The 21,497-nt window shown below is 64.7% G+C and carries 16 protein-coding genes, 1 pseudogene and 1 riboswitch; all 17 genes and pseudogenes read left to right on the top strand.

Annotated elements, in window-relative coordinates:
- Window position 1: 1 nt before the first annotated feature.
- The 17 genes and pseudogenes from shn_RS19020 (at window position 2) to shn_RS18940 (ending at window position 21,432) form a co-directional block, all read left to right on the top strand.
- Window positions 2-868 carry a carbohydrate ABC transporter permease gene (locus shn_RS19020; RefSeq protein WP_064331813.1) on the top strand — a complete coding sequence of 289 codons (867 nt, stop codon included), beginning with the start codon at window positions 2-4 and terminating at the stop codon, window positions 866-868.
- A gap of 107 nt (window positions 869-975) precedes the next feature.
- Window positions 976-1,761: pseudogene (locus shn_RS19015) on the top strand (carbohydrate ABC transporter permease); the annotation flags it as partial.
- Window positions 1,761-2,180: a DUF2160 domain-containing protein gene (locus shn_RS19010; RefSeq protein ID WP_084438163.1), complete on the top strand. Its 420-nt coding sequence runs from the start codon at window positions 1,761-1,763 to the stop codon at window positions 2,178-2,180. The pseudogene shn_RS19015 and the gene shn_RS19010, both read left to right, overlap by 1 nt.
- Window positions 2,181-2,255: 75 nt before the next feature.
- Window positions 2,256-3,977, top strand: a complete 1,722-nt coding sequence (locus shn_RS19005) for an ABC transporter substrate-binding protein (protein ID WP_064331812.1) — start codon at window positions 2,256-2,258, stop codon at window positions 3,975-3,977.
- 193 nt (window positions 3,978-4,170) lie between these two features.
- Window positions 4,171-5,445 (top strand): aspartate kinase, encoded by a 1,275-nt coding sequence (locus shn_RS19000; RefSeq protein ID WP_064331811.1) that lies wholly within the window; start codon window positions 4,171-4,173, stop codon window positions 5,443-5,445.
- Window positions 5,446-5,531: 86 nt separating this feature from the next.
- Window positions 5,532-7,799: a phosphoenolpyruvate--protein phosphotransferase gene (gene ptsP / locus shn_RS18995; protein ID WP_064331810.1), complete on the top strand. Its 2,268-nt coding sequence runs from the start codon at window positions 5,532-5,534 to the stop codon at window positions 7,797-7,799.
- 22 nt (window positions 7,800-7,821) lie between these two features.
- Window positions 7,822-8,904: a peptide chain release factor 1 gene (gene prfA / locus shn_RS18990; protein ID WP_064331809.1), complete on the top strand. Its 1,083-nt coding sequence runs from the start codon at window positions 7,822-7,824 to the stop codon at window positions 8,902-8,904.
- Window positions 8,901-9,773 (top strand): peptide chain release factor N(5)-glutamine methyltransferase, encoded by an 873-nt coding sequence (prmC, locus tag shn_RS18985; RefSeq protein ID WP_064331808.1) that lies wholly within the window; start codon window positions 8,901-8,903, stop codon window positions 9,771-9,773. Before prfA ends, prmC begins: the two co-directional genes overlap by 4 nt.
- Window positions 9,774-10,101: 328 nt before the next feature.
- Window positions 10,102-10,779 carry a DUF4167 domain-containing protein gene (locus tag shn_RS18980; protein WP_064331807.1) on the top strand — a complete coding sequence of 226 codons (678 nt, stop codon included), beginning with the start codon at window positions 10,102-10,104 and terminating at the stop codon, window positions 10,777-10,779.
- 252 nt (window positions 10,780-11,031) lie between these two features.
- Entirely contained in the window at window positions 11,032-13,638 is a 2,607-nt protein-coding gene (gene clpB / locus shn_RS18975) for an ATP-dependent chaperone ClpB (RefSeq protein ID WP_064331806.1), read from the top strand.
- A 145-nt stretch (window positions 13,639-13,783) separates the two neighbouring features.
- Window positions 13,784-14,443, top strand: coding sequence for a thiamine diphosphokinase (locus tag shn_RS18970; protein WP_064332697.1), 660 nt, complete (start codon window positions 13,784-13,786; stop codon window positions 14,441-14,443).
- A 3-nt stretch (window positions 14,444-14,446) separates the two neighbouring features.
- The gene (locus shn_RS18965; protein ID WP_064331805.1) at window positions 14,447-16,273 is read left to right on the top strand and encodes an ABC-F family ATP-binding cassette domain-containing protein; all 1,827 of its coding nucleotides are present in this window, start codon (window positions 14,447-14,449) and stop codon (window positions 16,271-16,273) included.
- 130 nt (window positions 16,274-16,403) lie between these two features.
- Window positions 16,404-16,652 (top strand): hypothetical protein, encoded by a 249-nt coding sequence (locus tag shn_RS18960; protein WP_064331804.1) that lies wholly within the window; start codon window positions 16,404-16,406, stop codon window positions 16,650-16,652.
- A 100-nt stretch (window positions 16,653-16,752) separates the two neighbouring features.
- Window positions 16,753-16,830, top strand: a riboswitch (SAM riboswitch).
- 59 nt (window positions 16,831-16,889) lie between these two features.
- Window positions 16,890-17,813, top strand: coding sequence for a homoserine O-succinyltransferase (gene metA, locus shn_RS18955; RefSeq protein WP_064331803.1), 924 nt, complete (start codon window positions 16,890-16,892; stop codon window positions 17,811-17,813).
- 3 nt (window positions 17,814-17,816) lie between these two features.
- Window positions 17,817-18,269 (top strand): GNAT family N-acetyltransferase, encoded by a 453-nt coding sequence (locus shn_RS18950; protein ID WP_064331802.1) that lies wholly within the window; start codon window positions 17,817-17,819, stop codon window positions 18,267-18,269.
- Between the two features lie 97 nt (window positions 18,270-18,366).
- Entirely contained in the window at window positions 18,367-19,383 is a 1,017-nt protein-coding gene (locus tag shn_RS18945; protein ID WP_064331801.1) for an aldose epimerase family protein, read from the top strand.
- Window positions 19,384-19,524: 141 nt separating this feature from the next.
- The gene (locus tag shn_RS18940) at window positions 19,525-21,432 is read left to right on the top strand and encodes a methyl-accepting chemotaxis protein (protein ID WP_064331800.1); all 1,908 of its coding nucleotides are present in this window, start codon (window positions 19,525-19,527) and stop codon (window positions 21,430-21,432) included.
- Window positions 21,433-21,497: the final 65 nt, after the last annotated feature.

Genomic DNA, 21,497 nt, shown 5'->3' with positions numbered 1-21,497 from the left:
GATGAACAAGACCTGGAACAACAAGGCCTGGTTCATGGTCCTGCCCGTGCTGCTGCTCGTCGCCTTCTCGGCGGTGATCCCGCTGATGACGGTGGTGAACTATTCGGTCCAGGACACGTTCGGCAACAACCAGTTCTTCTGGAACGGCGTCGGCTGGTTCTCGGACGTTCTGGAATCCGACCGTTTCTGGCAGGCGCTCGGGCGCAACCTGCTCTTTTCCGGCATCATCCTTTCCATCGAGATCCCGCTCGGCATCCTGATCGCGCTGAACATGCCGAAGAAGGGTCTCGGCGTGCCGGTCTGCCTGGTGCTGATGGCGCTGCCGCTGCTCATTCCGTGGAACGTCGTCGGCACGATCTGGCAGGTCTTCGGCCGCGTCGACATCGGCCTGCTCGGCCGCACGCTCCATTCGCTCGGCATCAACTACAACTATGTCAATAATGTCTTCGATGCCTGGATGACGCTGATTATCATGGACGTCTGGCACTGGACGAGCCTTGTCGTGCTGCTGTGCTATGCCGGCCTCGTCTCGATCCCGGAGGCCTATTACCAGGCCGCCAAGATCGACGGCGCGTCGCGCTGGGCCGTGTTCCGCTACATCCAGCTTCCGAAGATGAAGCGCGTGCTCCTCATCGCCTTCCTGCTGCGCTTCATGGACAGTTTCATGATCTATACCGAGCCCTTCGTCGTCACCGGCGGCGGCCCCGGCAACTCGACCACCTTCCTGTCGATCGACCTCGTCAAGATGGCGATCGGCCAGTTCGACCTCGGCCCGGCCGCGGCCATGTCCATCATCTACTTCCTGATCATCCTGCTGCTCTCGTGGATCTTCTACACGGTCATGACCAGCAGCGACGAACAGGCGTGAGGGAGGAAACCATGACCTCACAGGCAACCACCGCAAACACAATCCAGACGAGCGTTGCGAGCAATGCCGGCGCGAAGGCCAGGGCCGGCTCGAAGCGCAGCCTCTCCTGGCTCGTGCCGACGCTCTACATCGTCTTCCTGATGCTGCCGATCTACTGGCTCGTCAACATGAGCTTCAAGACGAACCAGGAGATCACCGGCGTCTTCTCGCTCTGGCCGCAGTCGCCGACGCTCCGGAACTACACCGTGATCTTCACCGATCCGGCCTGGTATTCCGGCTATATCAACTCGATCCTCTACGTGGTCTTGAACACGGTCATCTCGGTCGCCGTGGCGCTGCCGGCGGCCTACGCCTTCTCGCGCTACCGCTTCCTCGGTGACAAGCACCTGTTCTTCTGGCTGCTGACCAACCGCATGGCGCCGCCGGCCGTCTTCGCGCTGCCGTTCTTCCAGCTCTATTCTGCCTTCGGCCTGATCGACACGCATATCGCCGTCGCCATCGCGCACTGCCTGTTCAACGTGCCGCTCGCCGTCTGGATCCTCGAGGGCTTCATGTCCGGCGTGCCGAAGGAGATCGACGAGACCGCCTATATCGACGGCTATTCGTTCCCGAAGTTCTTCGCCAAGATCTTCGTGCCGCTGATCGCCTCGGGCATCGGTGTCGCGGCTTTCTTCTGCTTCATGTTCTCCTGGGTCGAACTGCTCATCGCCCGCACGCTGACGACGACGGACGCAAAGCCCATCGCCGCCACGATGACGCGTACGGTCTCGGCCTCGGGCATGGACTGGGGCGTGCTCGCCGCCGCCGGGGTTCTGACCATCATTCCCGGCGCGCTCGTCATCTATTTCGTCCGCAACTACATCGCCAAGGGCTTTGCCCTGGGGAGGGTCTGATGGCCGCCGTCGCAAACCGCAACAACCGCTGGCCGGTGGCGCTTGCCGCCGTGCTCGCCGCCTATGCCGTCATCACCGGCCTCCTCGTCATGGCGATCCCCGTCAAGGACGGCGCGCGCGACTGGTTCGCTTCGCTCATTCCGGGCGGCTGGATGGCCTGGTCGTTCCCGACGGCCATGTTCTTCCTGACGATCTTCACGCTGATCGCGCTGATGGCGGTGTGGGAATATGCCCGTCCGGGCGGGTCCCCGCGCGTCGGCATCCTGCGCTTCGAGACGACCCGCGGCGACCGGCTCTTCGTGTCGCTGCTCGGCTCGGCGTTCATTCATCTCGCATGGCTGGGGCTCGTCGGTCCCAACCTGTGGTGGGCTCTTGCCTTGTCCGTGGTCTACGCCATCGGCGTGTTCCGCTTCGTCTAGGCAAAGGAAAGGAAGGCCCCGGGGAGAATAGGGGCCTTCGCGCATGCAATCGCAAAACCCCAAGGGAGGATCAATATGCGAAAGCAACTTCTGACGACGACGGCAGTCATGCTGCTGGCGTTCACCGGTTCCGCATTCGCGGACATGGACGCCGCCACGAAATTCCTCGATGCGGAAATCGGCGACCTGTCCACGCTCGACCGCGCCGGCCAGGAAGCGGAGATGCAGTGGTTCATCGATGCCGCCAAGCCCTTCGCCGGCATGGAGATCAAGGTCGTCTCCGAAACGATCACCACGCATGAATACGAATCGAAGGTCCTTGCGCCGGCCTTCACCGCCATCACCGGCATCAAGATCACCCACGATCTGATCGGCGAAGGCGACGTCATCGAGAAGCTCCAGACGCAGATGCAGTCGGGCGAGAACATCTACGACGCCTATGTCAACGATTCGGACCTGATCGGCACCCATTGGCGCTACCAGCAGGCCCGTTCGCTGACCGATTTCATGGCGAACGAAGGCAAGGACGTCACAAATCCCGGCCTCGACCTCGACGACTTCATCGGCAAGTCCTTCACGACGGCGCCGGACGGCAAGCTCTACCAGCTTCCCGACCAGCAGTTCGCGAACCTCTACTGGTTCCGCTACGACTGGTTCAACGACGAGAAGAACAAGGCGGACTTCAAGGAGAAGTACGGCTACGACCTCGGCGTTCCGGTCAACTGGTCGGCCTATGAGGACATCGCCGAGTTCTTCACCGGTCGCGAGATCGACGGCAAGAAGGTCTATGGCCACATGGACTACGGCAAGAAGGACCCGTCGCTCGGCTGGCGCTTCACCGATGCCTGGCTCTCGATGGCCGGCAACGGCGACAAGGGCATCCCGAACGGCCTGCCGGTCGACGAATGGGGCATCAAGGTCGACGAAAATTCCCGTCCGGTCGGCTCGTGCGTCGCCCGCGGCGGCGACACCAACGGCCCGGCTTCGGTCTATGCCATCCAGAAGTACCTCGACTGGCTGAAGGCCTATGCACCGGCAGCAGCCGGCGGCATGACCTTCTCCGAATCCGGCCCGGTTCCTTCGCAGGGCGAAGTCGCCCAGCAGATGTTCACCTATACGGCGTTCACCGCCGACTTCGTGAAGGAAGGTCTGCCGGTCGTCAACGAGGACGGCACGCCGAAGTGGCGCTTCGCCCCGTCGCCGCACGGCGTCTACTGGAAGGAAGGCATGAAGCTCGGCTATCAGGACGTGGGTTCCTGGACGCTGTTGAAGTCGACGCCTGAAGACCGCGCCAAGGCTGCCTGGCTCTATGCGCAGTTCGTCGTCTCCAAGACGGTCGACGTCAAGAAGAGCCATGTCGGCCTGACGCTCATCCGCGAATCCTCGATCGCCCATCCGTCCTTCACGGAGCGGGCGCCGAAGCTGGGCGGTCTGATCGAGTTCTACCGTTCGCCGGCCCGCGTGCAGTGGTCGCCGACCGGCACGAACATCCCGGACTATCCGAAGCTGGCACAGTTGTGGTGGCAGGCGATCGGCGATGCCTCCTCGGGCGCCAAGAGCGCGCAGGAAGCCATGGATTCGCTGTGCGCCGAGCAGGAGAAGGTGCTGGAGCGCCTCGAACGCGCCGGCGTCATGGGCGACATGGGTCCGAAGCTCGCCGAGGAGCACGATCTCGAATACTGGAACAAGGATGCCGTCGCAAAGGGCAACCTTGCGCCGCAGCTCAAGATCGAGAACGAGAAGGAACAGCCGCTCACCGTCAATTACGACGAACTCGTCAAGAGCTGGCAGAAGTAAGCCGAACCGGCCGCGGGTGTTTTTCGCCCGCGGCCTTCATCATCCGATCCCCTTTACCCGCGTGCCGGAAGGTGCGCGGGTCTTTTCGTCTCAGCCGGAATCCATGCATTGCGCAGCGCGGGGTCTTCCGCTAAGAGACCCCGCGGTTTCTCCCGCGCGCTCGCGCGAAACATTGAAAATAGCGGTACACACCATGGCACGCATCGTGATGAAATTCGGCGGAACATCCGTCGCTGACCTCGACCGTATCCACAATGTGGCCCGCCATGTGAAACGCGAGGTCGATGCCGGCCACGAGGTCGCCGTCGTCGTCTCGGCCATGTCCGGCAAGACCAACGAACTGGTCGCCTGGGTGCAGAACATGCCGAAGGTGACGGGCGCGAACTCCCCCTTTTACGACGCGCGCGAATATGACGCGATCGTCGCCTCCGGCGAACTGGTGACGGCAGGGCTGCTCGCCATCGCGCTCCAGTCGATGGACATCAATGCCCGCTCCTGGCAGGGCTGGCAGATTCCGATCCGGACCGACAATGCGCACGGCGCCGCCCGCATCCTCGATATCGACGGCGCGGAGATCATCCGCCGCATGGGCGAGGGCCAGGTCGCGGTCGTCGCCGGCTTCCAGGGCCTCGGCCCGGACAACCGCGTCGCGACGCTCGGCCGCGGCGGTTCGGACACCTCCGCCGTCGCCATCGCCGCCGCCGTCAAGGCGGACCGCTGCGACATCTATACCGACGTTGACGGCGTCTACACCACCGACCCGCGCATCGAGCCGAAGGCCCGGCGCCTGAAGAAGATCGCCTTCGAGGAAATGCTCGAAATGGCCTCGCTCGGCGCCAAGGTCCTGCAGGTGCGCTCGGTGGAGCTCGCCATGGTGCACAAGGTGCGCACCTTCGTTCGTTCCTCTTTCGAGGATCCCGATGCGCCGGGCATGGGCGATCTTCTGAACCCGCCCGGTACGCTGATTTGTGATGAGGATGAGATCGTGGAACAGGAAGTCGTAACCGGCATCGCCTATGCCAAGGATGAAGCGCAGATCTCGCTCCGCCGCGTCGCCGACCGGCCGGGTGTCTCGGCCGCGATCTTCGGCCCGCTCGCCGAGGCGCATATCAATGTCGACATGATCGTCCAGAACATTTCCGAGGACGGCTCCAAGACCGACATGACCTTCACGGTTCCCTCGGGCGACATGGAGAAGGCGCTCAAGGTGCTGGAAGGCGCCAAGGAAAAGGTCGGTTTCGACGTGATCCAGCACGAGACGGGCCTCGTCAAGGTGTCGGTCATCGGCATCGGCATGCGCAGCCATGCGGGCGTCGCCGCCTCCGCCTTCCAGGCGCTGGCGGAAAAGGGCATCAACATCAAGGCGATCACCACTTCGGAAATCAAGATTTCCATCCTGATCGACGGTCCCTATGCCGAACTCGCCGTTCGGACTTTGCATTCCGTCTACGGTCTCGATAAGAAGTAAGGACCGGCCGACTCGGCGCCGATCTTCTGATCGCCGGCGTGGCCCGCGCCGGCAAGGGTAGTGTTATTTTCGGGAGACGCCACGCGATGAGAGACCTCTCCGCGGGTCCGCGCGTTCTTCTCAAGCGGCTGCGCGAATTGATGGCGGAGCCGCTCGAGCCGCAGGAGCGCCTTGACCAGATCGTGCGCCAGATCGCGCAGAACATGGTCGCGGAAGTGTGTTCCGTCTACGTGCTGCGCTCCGATGGCGTGCTCGAACTCTATGCGACCGAAGGTCTCAATCCCGGTGCCGTCCACCTCGCCCAGCTCAAGATGGGCCAGGGCCTTGTCGGCACCATCGCCGCCTCCGCGCGGCCGCTGAACCTCTCCGACGCCCAGTCGCATCCCGCCTTCACCTACCTGCCGGAAACGGGCGAGGAGATCTACCACTCCTTCCTCGGCGTTCCTATCTTGCGCACCGGCAGGGCGCTCGGCGTGCTTGTCGTGCAGAACAAGGCGAGCCGCACCTACCGCGAAGACGAGGTGGAGGCGCTCGAAACGACGGCGATGGTGATTGCGGAAATGGTGGCGACCGGGGAGCTGAAGAAGCTCACCAAGCCCGGCCTGGAGCTGGACCTGTCCCGTCCCGTCGCGATCGAGGGGTCGAGCTTCGGCGAGGGCATCGGCCTCGGCTATGTCGTGCTGCACGAGCCGCGCATCGTCGTCACCAACCTTCTGAACGAGGATTCCGAACACGAACTCGGCCGGCTTGCCGAAGCGCTCGGGTCGCTACGCATCTCGATCGACGACATGCTGTCGCGCCGTGAAGTGTCGATGGAGGGCGAGCACCGCGAGGTGCTGGAAACCTACCGCATGTTCGCGCATGACCGCGGCTGGGTGAGGAAGCTCGAAGAGGCGATCCGCAACGGCCTGACCGCGGAAGCGGCGGTCGAGCGCGTGCAGAGCGAGACCAAGGCGCGCATGATCCGCCTGACGGATCCCTATCTGCGCGAGCGCATGCACGATTTCGACGATCTCGCCAATCGCCTGCTGCGCCAGCTCACCGGCTATGGCGCGAAGCTTTCGGCCAGCAGCTTCCCGAACGATGCGATCGTCGTGGCGCGCGCCATGGGGGCGGCGGAGCTGCTCGATTATCCGCGGCAGAACGTGCGCGGTCTGGTGCTTGAGGAAGGTGCCGTCACCAGCCATGTGGTGATCGTCGCGCGGGCCATGGGCATTCCGGTGGTCGGCCAGGCGGCCGGCGCCGTGGCGCTGGCGGAAAACGGCGATCCGATCATCATCGACGGGGACGACGGCCGGGTGCATCTGCGGCCGCTGCCGGACCTCCAGCGCTCCTACGAGGAGAAGGTGCGCTTCCGCGCCCGCCGGCAGGAGCAGTACCGGGCGCTGCGCGCGGTCGAGCCTGTCACGAAGGACGGCCGCGCGATCAGCCTCCAGATGAATGCGGGCCTGCTCGTCGACCTGCCGCATCTCAACGAATCCGGCGCATCCGGCATCGGCCTCTTCCGCACCGAGCTCCAGTTCATGATCGCCTCGACCATGCCGAAGGCGGAGGAGCAGGAGGCGTTCTATCGCAACGTGCTGAAGCAAGCCGGCGGCCGCCCCGTCACCTTCCGCACGCTCGATATCGGCGGTGACAAGGTCGTGCCCTATTTCCGCGCGGCGGAGGAAGAGAACCCGGCGCTCGGCTGGCGGGCCATCCGCCTGTCGCTCGACCGGCCGGGCCTCCTGCGCACCCAGCTTCGCGCCATGCTGCGCGCCGCGGCGGGCGCCGATCTGCGACTGATGCTGCCGATGGTGACCGAGGTTTCCGAACTGAAGGAGGTCCGCGACCTTCTCCAGAAGGAAATCCAGCGCCAGTCGAAGATCGGTGAGCAACTGCCCAAGAAGCTGCAGTTCGGCGCCATGCTGGAGGTGCCGGCGCTGCTCTGGCAGCTCGACGAGCTGATGGCCGAGGTCGATTTCGTGTCAGTCGGCTCGAACGACCTCTTCCAGTTCGCCATGGCGGTCGACCGCGGCAATGCCCGCGTCTCCGACCGCTTCGACACGCTCGGCCGGCCGTTCCTGCGCATCCTGCGCGATATCGTGCGCGCCGGCATACGCAACGACACGCCGGTGACGCTTTGCGGCGAGATGGCGAGCAAGCCGATCTCGGCCATGGCGCTGCTCGGCATCGGCTTCCGTTCGGTCTCGATGTCGCCGGCGGCGATCGGCCCGGTCAAGTCGATGCTGCTGTCGCTCGATGCGGGCAAGCTCGAAGCGGTGCTGATGCCGGCGCTCGACGATACCAGGCCGACGGCCTCGATCCGCCAGATCCTCACGGATTTCGCGGCCGAGAACGGCGTTCCGCTTTAAAGACCTGACTGGAGTTTAAACGGTGGCGAAGCTTCCCGTTGAAAAGATGCGCGAACTCGAACGCCGTTTCGGCGAGATCGAGGCGCGCATGTCGGCGGGACCGGATTCGGAGACCTATGTGCGTCTTGCCTCCGAATATTCCGAGCTTCAGCCCGTTGTGGCGAAGATCCGCGAATACCAGAAGGTCAGCGGCGAGATCGCCGATCTCGACGCGCTGCTTGCCGACAAGGCGACGGATCGCGAGATGCGCGATCTTGCGGAGATGGAGCTGCCGGAGCTGAAGGAACGGCTGGAGGGCCTGGAAAAGGAGATGCAGATCCTGCTTCTCCCGAAGGATGCCGCCGACGAGAAGAGCGCGATCCTCGAAATCCGCGCCGGCACGGGCGGCTCGGAAGCCGCGCTCTTTGCCGGTGACCTTTTCCGCATGTACGAGCGTTATGCCGCCGCGCATGGCTGGAAAGTGGAGGTCCTGTCTTCCAGCGAGGGCGAGGCCGGCGGCTTCAAGGAAATCATCGCGACCATCACCGGGCGCGGCGTCTTCGCCAAGCTAAAGTTCGAATCGGGTGTGCACCGCGTCCAGCGTGTTCCGGAGACGGAGGCCAGCGGGCGCATCCATACCTCGGCGGCGACCGTTGCCGTGTTGCCGGAGGCGGAGGAGATCGACATCGAGATCCGTCCGGAGGATATCCGCGTCGACACGATGCGCTCCTCGGGCGCCGGCGGCCAGCACGTCAACACGACGGACTCGGCCGTGCGCATCACCCACCTGCCGACCGGCCTCGTCGTGACGAGTTCGGAAAAGTCGCAGCACCAGAACCGCGCCAAGGCCATGCAGGTGCTGCGCTCGCGGCTCTACGACATCGAGCGCCAGCGCGCGGAAAGCGAGCGCTCCGCCGACCGCAAGAGCCAGGTCGGCTCGGGTGACCGTTCCGAGCGCATTCGCACCTACAATTTCCCGCAGGGCCGTGTCACGGACCACCGCATCAACCTGACGCTCTACAAGCTCGATCGCATGATGGTCGGCGAGATCGACGAGGTGGTCGATGCGCTGGTCGCCGACTATCAGGCGGGCCTCCTCGCGCAGCTCGGCGAACAGGGCCGATGAACGGCGCGACGCTCGCCGAGGTGCTGGCCGCGGCGCGGCGCCGGCTTGCCGAGGCGGGCATCACAGACCCAGCCGGCGATGCGCGAACCCTGCTCATGGGTCTGCTGGACCTGACGCCGACATCCTTCATAACCGAGGGCAATCGCGCCCTGGGGGAGGACGAGCGACAGGCCGTCGACGACGCGCTCGCCCGCCGCATCGCGCGCGAACCGGTCCACCGCATCCTTGGCCGCCGGGCCTTTTCCCGGCTCGACCTCGCGCTGTCGCCGGAAACGCTGGAACCGCGGCCGGACACCGAGGTCCTCGTCGATGCGCTCGTGCCCCATGCAGAGCGGATCGTGCGTGCGACGGGCGGTTGCCGCATCCTCGATCTCGGCACCGGAACGGGTGCGATCTGCCTGGCCCTCCTTGATCTCGTGCCCGGGGCGACCGGGGTGGGGGCCGATCTTTCGGCCGGCGCCCTTGAAACGGCGCGGCGCAATGCCGATATCAACGGGGTCGCGGATCGCTTCGAGGCGGTCGAGAGCGACTGGTTTGCAGCCGTGACCGGGGTGTTCGACATCATCGTGTCAAATCCCCCCTATATCGTCCGCTCCGTGGTCGGAACGCTGGACGACGAGGTCCGGCTCCACGATCCGATACTGGCACTGGATGGCGGGGAAGATGGGCTCGATGCCTATCGCGCCATCGCTGCCGGAGCGGGCGATCATATCAGGGATAACGGCCTGGTGGCTTACGAAATCGGTTACGACCAGAAGGATCAGGTCACGGCGATCATGCGTGAAAAGGGTTTTTCGCGGATTGCGGCGATCAAGGATCTTGGCGGCAACGACCGTGTTCTTCTCTTTACAAGGGCGGTTGCCCTGTAATTTGCTGCGCAAGCACAGCAAATTCTGCGACCGCAAAGAAAAGGCTTGGAATCGGGAAAGAAGCGGGATAGGTTGCGGCCACGCACTGGGCAAGCGGTCATGGCACAGAGATTCGTTCCTGCATGACCCGATCGCGAGGATTGCTCTCTCGAAGAGTTGCTAGGGTTGAAGACTGCCTAGTGCGGGTACCTGTTAATTTGACGTCTTACGGCGACAGGACCACCGACCGGCGTGGTTTGCCCGCGGGTAAGGATGCTTGATCTGGCGTGGCCCGATCAGGCGTGCAGACACATGATCATCAAGACACGATACGTTAGGTGAGTGACATATGAGGCCAGGACAGCAAAACAAGCGCGGCCGCGGGCGTAACAACAACAATAATAACAACAATAACAACAACCAACACCGCAAGGGCGGAAATCCTCTGACACGGACCTATGACAGTTCCGGTCCGGACGTGAAGATCAGGGGCACGGCCCAGCATATCGCCGAGAAATATTCAGCGCTTGCCCGCGACGCCCAGAGCGCCGGCGACCGCGTCATGGCGGAAAACTATCTGCAGCATGCCGAGCACTACAACCGCATCATTGCCGCCGCCCAGGCGCAGATGCAGGACCGCTTCCCGCGGGACGAGCGCTCCGACAATGCCGAGCGGACCGATTATAACGACCGCGACGGTTTCGAGCGGGACTCCGACGAGATCGATTCGACCGCCGTCGACGAGCCCGCACCCGTTGCCGCTGCTGCGCCGACCCCGGTCGCCGCGGCTCCCGCCGCAGTCGAACAGCCCGTCATCGATGGCACCGGCCCGCAGCCGGTGATCGAAGGTACGCCGGCCGAAGTCTCGCTCGAGGACGAAGCTGCAGCTCCCGCCGCCGGCCGCGCTCCGGCGCGCCGCCGCAGCACGCCCCGCCCGCGCCGTCCGCGCCGCGGCGAGGCAGAGGCCGCCGGTGAGGGCGCACAGCCCGCCGGCGATGCCGCTCCGGCCCTCGAAGCCTCGGAATAACGGCATTTCGATACCCCAGAAGAACCCGGCCTCGTGCCGGGTTCTTGCGTTTCGCAAGGCGCCTGCGAAAAATCTCGAACAGCGGCCGGACGCTCCCTTTAATTCGGGAAAACCTCCACCATATTCGCTTCAGGCGGTTGATCGGTCGCAAGGCCGGACGATCGCAAGCATGACAGGCTCGCCTTGATGGGGGCCTTATCCTGAAACGTCGACCGGTGCCTCGAAGGGCCGGCCGAGTCCTGGAGGTGAATGATGAACATTGAAAAATACTCCGAACGCGTTCGCGGCTTCCTGCAATCCGCCCAGACGAAGGCGCTGGCCGACGGCAATCCGCAGTTCACGCCCGAACACGTCCTGAAGGTGCTGCTCGACGACGAGCAGGGCATGGCGACGTCGCTGATCGAGCGGGCCGGCGGCAATGCGCGTGACGCGCGGATCGCCAACGATGCCGCGCTTGCCAAGCAGCCGAAAGTTTCCGGCGGCAACGGGCAGGTCTATCTCTCCCAGCCGCTTGCAAAGGTTTTCTCCACCGCCGAAGAGGCCGCCAAGAAGGCCGGCGACAGCTTTGTCACCGTCGAACGCCTGCTTCTGGCGCTCGCGATCGAAAAATCCGCGGCGACGTCTGATATCCTGGCGAAGGCCGGCGTGACGCCGGCCAAGCTCAACCAGGTCATCAACGATATCCGCAAGGGCCGCACCGCCGACACGGCGAGCGCGGAGCAGGGCTTCGATTCGCTGAAGAAGTTCGCACGGGACCTGACGGCCGATGCGCGCGAAGGCCGGCTCGATCCGGTGATCGGCCGCGACGACGAGATCCGCCGCACGATCCAGGTCCTGTCGCGCCGCACGAAGAACAATCCGGTCCTCATCGGTGAACCCGGCGTCGGTAAGACAGCGATCGCCGAAGGCCTTGCGCTGCGCATCGTCAACGGCGACGTGCCGGAGAGCCTGAAGGAAAAGAAGCTGATGGCGCTCGACATGGGCGCGCTGATCGCCGGTGCGAAATATCGCGGTGAATTCGAGGAGCGCCTGAAGGCCGTGCTTGCCGAAGTGCAGGCGGAAGACGGCGAGATCATCCTGTTCATCGACGAGATGCACACGCTGGTCGGCGCCGGCAAGGCGGACGGGGCGATGGACGCCTCCAACCTGCTGAAGCCCGCGCTCGCCCGCGGCGAATTGCACTGCGTCGGCGCGACCACGCTTGATGAATACCGCAAGCATGTCGAGAAGGACGCGGCGCTCGCACGCCGATTCCAGCCCGTCATGGTGGACGAGCCGACCGTCGAGGACACGATCTCGATCCTGCGCGGCCTCAAGGAGAAGTACGAGCAGCACCACAAGGTCCGGATTTCCGATTCGGCCCTGGTCGCCGCCGCCACGCTCTCCAACCGCTACATCACGGATCGCTTCCTGCCGGACAAGGCGATCGACCTGATGGACGAAGCCGCTTCGCGGCTGCGCATGCAGGTGGATTCCAAGCCCGAGGAACTGGACGAGCTCGACCGTCGCATCATCCAGCTCAAGATCGAACGCGAGGCCCTGAAGAAGGAGACCGACCGCTCGTCGCAGGATCGCCTCGAAAAGCTGGAGATCGACCTCGCCGCGCTGGAAGAGGAAGCCTCTGCGCTCACCGCGCGCTGGCAGGCGGAAAAGTCGAAGCTCGGCCGCGCCGCCGACCTGAAGCGCCAGCTCGACGAGCTGCGCAACGAACTTGCCATTTCCCAGCGCAAGGGTGAATTCCAGCGCGCCGGCGAGCTTGCCTATGGCATCATTCCGAAGCTCGAAAAGGAGCTGGAAGAGGCCGAAGGCCGCGATGTCGGCGATGTCGATCCGATGGTGCAGGAGGTCGTGACCCCCGACAACATCGCCCATGTGGTCTCCCGCTGGACGGGCATTCCCGTGGACAAGATGCTGGAAGGCGAACGCGACAAGCTCTTGCGCATGGAAGACGAACTCGGCAAGTGGGTCGTCGGCCAGGGCGATGCCGTCCAGGCGGTTTCCCGCGCCGTTCGCCGCGCGCGCGCCGGCCTGCAGGATCCGAACCGGCCGATCGGCTCGTTCATCTTCCTCGGCCCGACGGGCGTCGGCAAGACGGAGCTGACCAAGGCGCTCGCCCGCTTCCTCTTCGACGACGAGACGGCGATCCAGCGCATGGACATGTCGGAATACATGGAGAAGCACTCCGTGGCCCGGCTGATCGGCGCGCCTCCCGGCTATGTCGGCTATGAGGAAGGCGGTGCGCTCACCGAATCCGTCCGCCGCCGGCCCTACCAGGTCGTGCTGTTCGACGAGATCGAGAAGGCGCATCCGGATGTCTTCAACGTGCTCCTGCAGGTCCTCGACGACGGCCGCCTGACCGACGGCCAGGGCCGTACCGTGGACTTCCGCAACACGATGATCATCATGACCTCGAACCTCGGTGCCGAATATCTGACGGCACTCGGCGAGAACGAGGACAGCGACAGCGTCCGCGACCAGGTCATGGATGTCGTCAAGATGGCGTTCCGGCCGGAATTCCTGAACCGGATCGACGAGATCATCCTGTTCCATCGCCTCCGGCGGTCGGAAATGGGCGCGATCGTCGACATCCAGCTCACGCGCCTGCGCAAGCTGCTGGAGGATCGCAAGATCGTGCTCGACCTCGACGAGGACGCCGTGCACTGGCTGGCCGAGAAGGGCTACGACCCGGTCTATGGTGCGCGTCCCCTCAAGCGGGCGATCCAGAAGCATCTTCAGGATCCGCTGGCGGAGAAGATCCTTGCCGGGGATATCCCGGACGGCTCGACCGTCAAGGTGACCGCCGGTTCCGACCGGCTGCTCTTCTCGCCGCGCGCCGTCGCGGCAAGCAAGGCCGCCTGAGGCAGGCTCCGGTCCTGACCAGAACGAAGCGCGGGCTCTGCCCGCGCTTCTTGCGTTTCATGCCTTCCGTCGGCCATGCCTTGCCCTTCGGCCGCAAAATCTTTCCCTTTCTGAAGAACATGCGCTAAGGGCATCAGCCATGACCATGCCGGTATCGACAGACCCGAAATTCGTCGTCCTTCTCGGGGGCGCGCTCATCGTGACGCCGCGTCTTCGCGCGGACATGGCCGGCGCGCGCGTCGTCGCCGCGGATGGCGGCATGCGGCATGCGGAAAGCCTTGGTGCCGTGCCGGAACTCTGGGTGGGCGATTTCGATTCGACCCCGCCCGAGCTTGTCGCCGCCTGGCCGCAGGTCGAGCGACAGCCCTATCCCGCCGCCAAGAACGAGACCGACGGGGCGCTTGCCGTCTCGGTCGCGGCCGAGCGCGGGGCACGCGCCATTTTGCTCGCCGGCGCGCTGGGCGGGGAGCGCAGCGACCATGCGCTGATGCATCTCCTCTATGCCGTCTCGCTGGAGGAGATGGGGTTCGCCGTGAAGCTCACCTCCGGTGAGGAGGAGGCCTGGCCCCTGCTGCCGGGCCGTCGCGACATCGACCTGCCGAAGGGCAGCCTCTTCTCCATTCTCGGCCTTGCGCCCCTTTCGGGCCTCACCATCGACAATGCGCGCTATCCGCTGAAGGACTTTTCGCTGCCCTTCGGCTCCTCGCGCACCATCTCCAACGTGGCGGAAGGCCCCATCCGCCTTTCGCTCGCCGCCGGCCGCGCCATTCTCATCGCCCGGCCCTACGATCTTTCAGGAGCCTGACCCTTGGCACCGCCCATTCTCAAACTCGACGACATCTTCCTCAGCTTCGGTGGCACGCCGCTGCTCGCCGGCGCCAGCCTGCAGGTGGAGCCGGGCGACCGCATCTCACTCGTCGGCCGCAACGGCTCGGGCAAGTCGACGCTGATGAAGATCGCCGCCGGCCTTGCCGAGGCGCAGTCCGGCGAGGTGTTCCGTCATCCTTCCGCGACCATCCGCTACCTGCACCAGGCCCCGGATTTCGACGGCTACGACACGGTCGCGGCCTATGCGGAGGCGGGCCTCGGGCCGAGCGACGATCCCTATCGCGTCACCTATCTGCTCGAACATCTCGGGCTTACCGGCAGCGAGGACCCGAAATCGCTGTCGGGCGGCGAGGCGCGCCGGGCGGCGCTGGCCCGGGTGATGGCGCCGGAGCCGGACATCCTTCTCCTCGACGAGCCGACCAACCATCTCGATCTTCCGACCATCGAATGGCTGGAAGGCGAGCTGCAGTCCACCCGCTCGGCCCTCGTCGTCATCTCGCACGACCGCCGCTTCCTCGAAAAGGTGTCCAACGCCACCGTCTGGCTGGATCGCGGCCAGTCGCGGCGGCTCAACCGCGGCTTCGGCCATTTCGAGGCCTGGCGCGACGAGGTGCTGGAGGCCGAGGAGCTGGAGCAGCACAAGCTCGGCAAGGCGATCGAGCGCGAGGAGCACTGGCTGCGCTACGGCGTCACCGCAAGGCGCAAGCGCAACATGCGCCGCCTCGGCGCGCTACACGATCTGCGCGCCCGCTATCGCGGCCACAAGGGGCCGCAGGGCAGCGTGCAGGCCAGCGCCTCCGATGCGCAGGAATCCGGCAAGCTGGTGATCGAGGCGGAGAAGATCACCAAGGCCTATGGCGAGCGCACTATCGTCGCGCCGTTCTCGATCCGCGTGCATCGCGGCGATTGCATCGGCCTCGTCGGCCCGAACGGCGCCGGCAAGACGACGCTGCTCAAGATGCTGACCGGGCAACTGGCGCCCGACAGCGGCACCGTCAAGCTCGGCACGAACCTGGAGATCGCCACGCTCGACCAGCGCCGCGAGGACCTCAACCTCGACGACACGCTCGCCCATTACCTCACGGACGGGCGCGGCGAGACGCTGCTCGTCAACGGGGAACAGCGGCACGTCACCGGCTACATGAAGGAGTTCCTGTTCCAGCCCGAGCAGGCCCGCACGCCGATCCGCAACCTCTCGGGCGGTGAGCGCGCCCGGCTGATGCTGGCGCGCATCCTGTCGCGGCCGACAAACCTCCTCATCCTCGACGAGCCGACCAACGACCTCGACATCGAGACGCTCGACCTCCTGCAGGAGATCGTCGCGGGCTTTGCCGGCACCGTGCTGCTCGTCAGCCACGACCGCGACTTCCTCGACCGCACCGTCACCTCGACCATCGCACCCGCCGACCCGGAAAGTCCCGACGGTCGCTGGATCGAATATGCCGGCGGCTATTCCGACATGATGGCGCAGCGCCGCGGCGCGATCGAGGAGAAGCGCAAGGCGGAAAAGGCCGAGAAGGCGAAGGCGGTCGAGACATCCGCCGCGGCCCCGGCGGAGAACAGGGGCAAGGCGAAGCTCTCCTACAAGCAGAAATTCGCCCTGGAGAACCTGCCGAAGGAAATGGAGAAGGCGGAGAAGGAGATCGCCGCCCGCGAGGCGAAGATGGCCGATCCCGCCCTCTTCACCAAGGATCCCGCCACCTTCAACAGGCTGGCCGCGGAGATGGAAAAGCTGCGCCAATCCCTGACGGCGATGGAGGAAGAATGGCTGGAACTGGAAATGCTGCGCGAGGAGCTGGAAGGGTAGGCGACCTCGAAATCAGGGTTGCCGGGGCCGTGTTCCATCCGGAACAGCGCCGTGCCCGGCAATATGGGACAGTCTGATCACTGGATGAGAGGAGCTCATCCTGTAACCCGGAAGAGATCAGGAGAGTCCCATGCGCAAGTTCGTCATTTCCGCCGTCGTCGCCGTCGTCGCCGCTGTTTCCTTCGCCGCCCCGTCGCAGGCCGGCTATTACGGTTACGGCCACAAGAGCTACGGCTGGAAGAGCTACGGCCACGGCCATCACGGCTACAAGAAGCACTACCGCGTCAAGCGCCACCATGACGGCTACTACGGCCATCGCTGGGGCGGCGGTTGGGGCGGCAAGGTCTATTACAAGAAGCGTTACTACAGCTACTACTGAGCTGCCGCCTTTTTTGTAGAAGCAAGGCCCGGATGCCCGTCGCATCCGGGCCTTGCCCGTTTCCGGCCATGGATTGATTCATCGCCTGACTAGCGCTATTTAAACGGCTCGTGGTGATTTGGCCGGCCGGCTTGCAGCCACGTTAAACAAGTCGCTAAAGGGCCGCGCGAGGAAAAACCTTCCGTGGACCGGTTGCGACACTGTTGCGGCCGGTTTTGTTTTTCGATCGAGTGAGACATGCCCATCAAGATTCCCGATACGCTTCCCGCCTTCGAAACCCTCGTCAACGAGGGCGTGCGGGTGATGACCGAGACGGTGGCGATCCGGCAGGATATCCGCCCCTTGCAGATCGGGCTGCTCAACCTCATGCCGAACAAGATCAAGACGGAAGTGCAGATGGCGCGCCTTGTCGGCGCCTCCCCGCTGCAGGTCGAGCTGTCGCTGGTGCGCGTCGGCGGACACCGGGCGAAGAATACGTCGGAAGAGCACCTGCTCGCCTTCTACGATACGTGGGAGGAGGTGCGGCACCGCAAGTTCGACGGTTTCATCATCACCGGCGCGCCTGTCGAGACGCTCGACTACGAGGACGTCACCTATTGGGACGAGATGAAGCAGATCCTCGACTGGACTACGACCAACGTTCATTCGACGCTGAATGTCTGCTGGGGCGCGATGGCGGCGATCTATCATTTCCACGGCGTGCCGAAGCACACGCTGGAGGAAAAGGCCTTCGGCGTCTACCGCCATCACAACCGCAAGCCTTCGTCGGTCTATCTCAACGGTTTCTCCGACAATTTCGAGGTGCCGGTCTCGCGCTGGACGGAAATCCGCATCGAGGACATCCGGGCGGTGCCGGAGCTCGACATCCTGCTCGATTCCGACGAGACCGGCGTCTGCCTCGTGCGGGAGCAGGCCGGAAACCGCCTCTATATCTTCAACCATGTGGAATATGATTCCACCTCGCTCGCCGACGAATATTTCCGCGATGTCTCGGCCGGCGTGCCGATCAAGCTGCCGAAGAACTATTTCCCGCACAACGATCCGTCGCTGCCGCCGCAGAACCGCTGGCGCGGCCATGCGCATCTGCTCTTCGGCAACTGGATCAACGAGATCTACCAGACCACACCCTACGATCTGGAAAAGATCGGAACCGGAGCCTGACCCATGAGCCGTGTCGTCATTCGCCCGCTGCATGAAGATGATGAAGGCGAATGGCGACGCCTGTGGACCGCCTATCTCGCCTTCTACGAGACGGTGCTGCCGGAGGAGGTCTATGCCACCACCTTCGCCCGGCTGACGGGCAAGGCATCGGAGGGCGAGTATCGCGGCCTCCTCGCCACGCTCGACGGCAAGCCCGTCGGTCTTGCGCACTACCTCTTCCACCGCTCCTGCTGGACGATCGGCAATGTCTGCTACCTGCAGGATCTCTTTGCCGATCCCGACGTGCGCGGCTCCGGCATCGGCCGGGCGTTGATCGAAGGCGTCTATGCCAAGGCAAAAGAGGCGGGCTCGCCCGAGGTTTACTGGATGACGCAGGCGTTCAACACGACGGCGCGCCAGCTCTATGACCGCATCGCCGACAAGACGCCCTTCATCATCTACCAGAAATCCTTCTGAACAGGGCCGTCGAAAAGTATGACTTTTCTGTTGCGGATGAAGGGGAATTGCAGCAGGTTGCCGCGCCGGACCGGCGACCAGCGGAGGAGAGGCGAGCGTGGGCAGCGGAAATGAAATCTTCGGGCGCCTGGAGAATGGCGAAACGGTCGAGCGGATCCGCCTTGCCGGCGGCGGGCTGGTGGCGCATGTCCTCACCTGGGGGGCGGTCATCCAGGACCTTCGGCTTGACGGGCACGATGCGCCGCTGGTGCTCGGCTTCGAGGACCTTGCCGGCTATCTCCATCACTCGCCCTATTTCGGCGCGACGCCCGGGCGCTGCGCCAACCGCATCAAGGACGGGCGTTTCTCGATCGACGACGCGGATTTCCAGCTCGAATGCAACGAGGGTGGGGTCACCCATCTGCATGGCGGCAGAGACGGCATCGGTCGGCAGAACTGGCGCATCGCCGCACAGGACACCGACGTCGTCACCCTGTCGCTGATCGACCCTGCTGGCCGCGCCGGCTATCCCGGCAATTGTGCCATCACCTGCACCTACAGGCTTTCCGGCGAGGGCGTGCTCTCCGTCGTCTATGAGGCCACGACGGATGCGCCGACTCCCGTCAACCTTTGCCAGCACAGCTATTTCAGCCTCGATGGCAGCCCCGACGCGCTCGGCCACGAGATTCGTGTCGCGGCGGAACATTACCTGCCCGTCGATGAAAGACTGATTCCGACCGGCGAGATCCGCCCCGTCGCCGGCACGCCCTTCGATCTGCGGCAATGGACGCCGCTGCGCCGGCAGACGGAGGCGGGCGGGATCGCCTTCGACCACAATTTCTGCCTCTCGCCGCGGCGGCAAGCGAAACGGCCGGTGGCCGAGGTCCGTAGCCCGCAGTCCGGCGTCTCGCTGGAGGTGGCGACCACCGAGCCCGGCGTGCAGCTCTATACCGGCGCCAAGGTCGCCCCGGCCGTTCCGGGGCTGGAAGGCCGCCGTTATGGGGCTTTTGCCGGTTTCTGCCTCGAAACGCAGGTCTGGCCGGACGCCGTCAACCACGGCCATTTTCCGAATGCCGTTCTCCGGCCCGGCGAAGTTTTGCGGCAGGAAACGGATTACGTCTTCCGCAAGGGGTGAAATCCCGCATTGCGGTGCCGGACGGCAACAAAATCGAAACCTTTGTGCCGGAAAAACCAACCCCATGGACCTGGGATGCTGCCAGGTTGTGTGGGATTGAACGTGCCAGGATGGCGGCGCTCGCCCTCAGGGGCGTTGTCCATGAAAATCTCGGATCTCTCCATTTCCCGCAAGGTCGGCCTTCTCATGCTCATGATGGGTCTTGCGGCCGGTACGATCGCCGTCGTCGGCGGTGGCGGTTTGCGCTCGCTCGGTTCGGCGCTGCAGGATACCGGTGCGCGTGAAGAAGTGGCGCGGGAGGCCATGGACCTGCGCATCGACGTCATCGCCATCAGCCGCATGACCTATCAACTGGCGCTTGCACCGGAAAAGGCGGCCGACTTTGCCGCGGAGACGGAAACGCGCGCCAAGGAAATGCTGGATCGCCTGCCGAAGATCGCCTCGACGGCCGATGCCGAGGAGAACAAGCTGCTCGATGGCGTGCGCGAATCGCTGGCGCCCTATTTCGAGGACATCCGGGCCATGGTCACTGTTGCCGGCTCGCCGCAGGGCCAGGATCGCGCCGCCATGCTCGCCGCGCTCGACAAGGCGCTGGAAGGCCAGAAGGCGGTCACCGCCGCGCTCAAGCTCTATACGACCTATTCGGCCGAAACGCTCTCGCAATCGCGCGCCGAAGCCCTCTCGCGCTCGACGACGACGCAGGCCGTGCTGCTGGCAACCGCCTTCATCTGTATCGTCGCGGGCATGCTGCTCAGCACGCTGCTTGCGCGCACCGGCATCGTTCGTCCGATCCAGCTTCTGACCGGCGTGATGTCCAACCTCGCCGCCGGCAAGCTCGACGATGCCATTCCCTGCACCGAGCGCAAGGACGAGATCGGCGCCATGGCGCGCACGCTCGACGTCTTCCGCGCCAACGAGATGCAGATGCGCGAGATGGAGGCGCAGGAAGCGGCCCTCCAGGCGCAGAGCAAGGACCTGCAGGCGAACATCAGCTCGATCGTGGCTGCCGCTGCCGCCGGGGATTTCTCGCGCCGCATCACCAAGGCCTACGAGGATGAGGACCTCCGCCGCTTCGCCACCGGCGTCAACGCGCTGGTCGAGAATGTCGACCGGGGCGTCAGCGAAGTGCGCCGCGTGATCGCCTCGCTCTCCCATGCCGACTTGACGCAGGAAATGGCCGGTCATTTCCAGGGCGATTTCGCCGAGCTCCAGGAAAACGTCAACGGCGCGATGCTGACGCTGCGCAGCACCATGACCGGCATCCTTTCGACCGCCGGCACCATCACCGGCAATTCGCGTGAGCTTTCCGCCGCCGCCGACCAGCTCGCCCACCGCACGGAGCAGCAGGCCGCCTCGCTGGAGGAAACCGCCGCCGCGCTCGAGGAAATCACCACCACGGTGAAAACCTCGACGAGCCGCGCGCTGGAGGCCTCCGAGATCGTGCGCGAGGCGAAGGACAGCGCCGAGAAATCCGGCGATATCGTCCAGAACGCCATCGACGCCATGGGCCGCATCGAGCAGTCCTCGCAGAAGATCAACCAGATCATCTCCGTCATCGACGAGATCGCCTTCCAGACGAACCTCCTGGCGCTGAATGCCGGCGTCGAGGCCGCCCGCGCGGGCGAGGCCGGCCGCGGTTTTGCGGTCGTCGCCCAGGAGGTGCGCGAGCTCGCCCAGCGCTCGGCCAATGCCGCCAAGGAGATCAAGGCACTGATCAACGCCTCGGCAGGCGAGGTGAAGGGCGGGGTGGCGCTGGTGCTGTCGACCGGCGACGTGCTCTCGGAGATCAAGGACCTCGTCAACCGCGTCAACGACCATGTCGTCTCGATCACCCGCGCGGCGCAGGAACAGTCTGCGGCGCTCGGCGAGATCAACACGGCCGTCAACCAGATGGACCAGATGACCCAGCAGAACGCCGCCATGGTGGAGGAGACGACCGCCGCCAGCCAGGTGCTCGCCAGCGAGGCCGCCCAGCTTCAGGCCGCGCTCTCGCAGTTCCATATCGGCGAGGAGCGCGGCAACGCCGCCTACCAGCGCCGGGCGGCGTAAGCCGCATCCCGCACCGCATGCCGAAGGGCCAGCGACCGGAACCGGCCGCTGGCCCTTCTTCTTTT

It is taken from the genome of Shinella sp. HZN7, assembly GCF_001652565.1.
GTDB lineage: Bacteria > Pseudomonadota > Alphaproteobacteria > Rhizobiales > Rhizobiaceae > Shinella > Shinella granuli.
This window is presented reverse-complemented; position numbering and strand designations above follow the sequence as displayed.

Coding starts and splice junctions, on each gene's coding strand:
- shn_RS19005 (WP_064331812.1), top strand. CDS start 2,256: ATGCGAAAGCAACTTCTGACGACGACGGCAGTCATGCTGCTGGCGTTC.
- shn_RS18960 (WP_064331804.1), top strand. CDS start 16,404: ATGCGCAAGTTCGTCATTTCCGCCGTCGTCGCCGTCGTCGCCGCTGTT.
- shn_RS18980 (WP_064331807.1), top strand. CDS start 10,102: ATGAGGCCAGGACAGCAAAACAAGCGCGGCCGCGGGCGTAACAACAAC.
- shn_RS19010 (WP_084438163.1), top strand. CDS start 1,761: ATGGCCGCCGTCGCAAACCGCAACAACCGCTGGCCGGTGGCGCTTGCC.
- shn_RS19000 (WP_064331811.1), top strand. CDS start 4,171: ATGGCACGCATCGTGATGAAATTCGGCGGAACATCCGTCGCTGACCTC.
- clpB (WP_064331806.1), top strand. CDS start 11,032: ATGAACATTGAAAAATACTCCGAACGCGTTCGCGGCTTCCTGCAATCC.
- metA (WP_064331803.1), top strand. CDS start 16,890: ATGCCCATCAAGATTCCCGATACGCTTCCCGCCTTCGAAACCCTCGTC.
- shn_RS18950 (WP_064331802.1), top strand. CDS start 17,817: ATGAGCCGTGTCGTCATTCGCCCGCTGCATGAAGATGATGAAGGCGAA.
- ptsP (WP_064331810.1), top strand. CDS start 5,532: ATGAGAGACCTCTCCGCGGGTCCGCGCGTTCTTCTCAAGCGGCTGCGC.
- prmC (WP_064331808.1), top strand. CDS start 8,901: ATGAACGGCGCGACGCTCGCCGAGGTGCTGGCCGCGGCGCGGCGCCGG.
- shn_RS19020 (WP_064331813.1), top strand. CDS start 2: ATGAACAAGACCTGGAACAACAAGGCCTGGTTCATGGTCCTGCCCGTG.
- shn_RS18970 (WP_064332697.1), top strand. CDS start 13,784: ATGCCGGTATCGACAGACCCGAAATTCGTCGTCCTTCTCGGGGGCGCG.
- shn_RS18940 (WP_064331800.1), top strand. CDS start 19,525: ATGAAAATCTCGGATCTCTCCATTTCCCGCAAGGTCGGCCTTCTCATG.